The organism is Frateuria sp., assembly GCF_013362045.1.
In the GTDB taxonomy this organism is placed as follows: Bacteria; Pseudomonadota; Gammaproteobacteria; order Xanthomonadales; family Rhodanobacteraceae; genus Frateuria_A.
Map to the genome: position 1 here is coordinate 1 of NZ_JABFWW010000236.1, position 2,489 is coordinate 2,489.

The 2,489-nt window shown below is 72.2% G+C and carries 3 protein-coding genes and 1 pseudogene; 2 read left to right on the top strand and 2 right to left on the bottom strand.

Annotated elements, in window-relative coordinates:
• Both HOQ08_RS11400 and HOQ08_RS11405 read right to left on the bottom strand, forming a co-directional pair.
• Window positions 1-303 (bottom strand): annotated as a pseudogene (locus HOQ08_RS11400) (hypothetical protein); the annotation flags it as partial.
• A gap of 106 nt (window positions 304-409) precedes the next feature.
• Window positions 410-1,522: a S8 family serine peptidase gene (locus tag HOQ08_RS11405; RefSeq protein WP_291194726.1), complete on the bottom strand. Its 1,113-nt coding sequence runs from the start codon at window positions 1,520-1,522 to the stop codon at window positions 410-412.
• 252 nt (window positions 1,523-1,774) lie between these two features.
• Here HOQ08_RS11405 and HOQ08_RS11410 point away from each other — a divergent pair, with 252 nt between their 5' ends.
• Together HOQ08_RS11410 and HOQ08_RS11415 are read left to right on the top strand one after the other, a co-directional pair.
• On the top strand, window positions 1,775-2,266 hold the full coding sequence (locus HOQ08_RS11410) for an RNA polymerase sigma factor (RefSeq protein WP_291194729.1): 492 nt from the start codon (window positions 1,775-1,777) through the stop codon (window positions 2,264-2,266).
• On the top strand, window positions 2,263-2,481 hold the full coding sequence (locus HOQ08_RS11415; RefSeq protein WP_291194732.1) for a NepR family anti-sigma factor: 219 nt from the start codon (window positions 2,263-2,265) through the stop codon (window positions 2,479-2,481). The genes HOQ08_RS11410 and HOQ08_RS11415 overlap by 4 nt, the downstream gene beginning before the upstream one ends.
• Window positions 2,482-2,489: the final 8 nt, after the last annotated feature.

A 2,489-nucleotide genomic window follows, 5' to 3' on the forward strand; every position in this document is an offset into this window, starting at 1 on the left:
GGCCGAGGTGGCGGTTGCGTTGGCGCGCTGGCGCAGGCGTTCCGCCCGCCGTTCGGCGGCCCGCAGGTGGATCCCGCGGGTGCCATCGAGCGCGCCCATGCCCATGCCGCGCGCGGAGCCGTCGATCCGGCCGCCGATCTGGCCCATCGTCGACTGCATCGTGCCGTTCAATCCGCCGCCCAGGCCACCGGCGAGGGAGCCGCCGCCCAGCACCTGGGCGTGCGTCGGGGCCGTCGCGGCCAGTGCGAGCGCGCCGGCGAACAGCGTGACGTTGATCTTGTTGCTGAGGGTCGTGTTGCGCATGTGGGGACCTCCTGCCTGCGGCCGATCCGCGGCTTCCAGGGTCCAGTACGTCCGGGGTAGAAGGATCCTTCCACGCCCGTCGGCGCGGTTGGAAGAGCGTTCAGGTTCAGGGCGACAACAGGCCGTAGCCGCAGTGCGGGTCATGGCCTGCAGCGCCGGAAGGGCGCGCCTCGCCGATCAGCCGTTGCTGCACCTCGGACGCGGCGCCATCGCGGGGAGCGTCCAGTAGCCGGGCAGCCTTGCGCGCCACGATCGGTGCCGCGAACGAGGTGCCGCGCAGTGCGTCCCGGCCGCGGCCGATCACGCCGGATGCGCAAAAGTCCACCTGCTCGCCGCTGCCCGACTCGGGCAGCACGCGTCCTCGCGCATCGACACCGGCAACCCCGATCACGCCCGGGTAGGCCGCCGGAAACAGCGGCGGGGCCGCCGGCCCGTCGTTGCCGACCGCGCTGACCAGCACGTGCCCGCGCGCGATCATCGCCTTGACCGCGCGCGCGAGCACAGGGTTGTCGGGCCCGACCAGGCTGATGTTGATCACTGCCACCCGCTCGCGCGCCATCCATGACAGGGCATCCACCAGGTTCGACACGGCACCGCCGACCGCATCGCCGCACCATAGGTCGGCGGCGAACAGCGTGTCCGCATCCCCGGCGACCAGGCGTGCGGCCACCGCGGTGCCATGCCGCGAGATGCTCGCCGTCGTGCAGCCGTGCTGCTCGATGCGCGCACGTGCCAGTGCGGGGTCGGCCGGATCGACGCCGCCGTCGATCAGCCCCACGCGCTGCGCCGGCGCGCTGGAGGGCGAGCCCGTGGAACCCGCCGCCGCCGGGGCGTCCTGGCCTGCGGGCAGGTAGAGGTGCTGGTAGGTGAACGTCGCGCCCGGTGCAGCCTGCTGCAGGGCGCGCATGGCCATGGCGGTGCTGCGTCCGCGGGTGTCGTGCAGGACCGCGAAGTCCAGTCCCAGCGTCGCGTCGGCGGAGGTCTGGCGATCCAATGCGAAACCCAGCGCCCGCACCGCATCGCCCTGGACGCTCGACAGGCCCATGGCGAGGAACTCGCCGCGCAGCACCGGCGCGCCCTGGGGGTCGACGTCGACGCGTCTGGGTTGCTCGCGCAGCAGCGCGTCGATCTGGAGCTTGCGGGTGATCGCCAGCGGTTGCCGCAGCACGTCGCCGATGCGCTGCAGGCCGGTTGCTGGGATCGTGCCGGGCAGCTGCATGCCGGGAGCCTGCAATCCCGGCAGGCTCCGCAGCGGGTCCCGTAGCTGTGCCCGTGCAGGCGCCGCACCGGCCAGCGCTTGCACGATGGCCAGCACCGGAACCAACGTCGCGAAAAGACGGCGCAGGGGCATCGCCAGTGGCCTCCGATGGAATCGGGACGGATGCTAGCATTTGCCCGCTTTACGCCCTCGAACCATGCGGGTGAGCGAAAGGGAAGGAAACGCTCCTTCCGGACGTATGGATGGTGATGCGTGAATTCGAGCGATGCCGTGCGCGAAGGTCTGATCCCGTTGTTGCCGCGCCTGCGCCGCCTGGCGCGGGCGCTGGCGGGGCAGGTGGCCGATGCCGACGATCTGGTGCAGACGGTGCTGGAGCGCGCCCTGGCCCGGGCCGCGCAGTGGCGGCCCGACGCCGCGCTGGACAAGTGGGTGTTCGCGATTGCACGCAACGCATGGCGCGACGAACTGCGCGCGCGTGGCCGGTCGCAGCACCTGTTCGCGCCCGAGGAAGCCGGACAGGCCGCCGCCGATGCCGCCAGCGCGCAGCCTGCGCACCAGCTGGAACTGGCGATGGCGCTGGCGACGCTGCCGCCCGACCATCGCGAAGTGGTGGCCCTGGTGCTGGTCGAAGGCATGTCCTACGGCGAGGCCGCCGAATTGCTGGAGGTGCCGGTCGGAACCGTCACCAGCCGTCTGGCGCGCGCCCGCGCCTCGTTGCAGGCCCATCTTGGGAAAGACGCATGAACCCGATCGACGACGACACCCTGCAGGCGTACGTGGATGGCGAACTGGACGCCTCCACGGCTGCGCGCGTCGATGCCGCGCTGGCGCAGGACGACGCGCTTGCCCGTCGCGTGCGGCAGGCGCGCGAGGTGCGGGCGCAGCTGCGCGCGGCGTTCGATCCGGTGCTCGAGGAGCCGGTGCCGGATCGGTTGTCCGCCATGCTGCAGCCGCCATAGATCGGAAG

Excerpts from the sequence above, each read along its gene's own strand:
- HOQ08_RS11405 (WP_291194726.1), bottom strand. The coding sequence starts at position 1,522 with ATGCAGCTGCCCGGCACGATCCCAGCAACCGGCCTGCAGCGCATCGGC.
- HOQ08_RS11415 (WP_291194732.1), top strand. The coding sequence starts at position 2,263 with ATGAACCCGATCGACGACGACACCCTGCAGGCGTACGTGGATGGCGAA.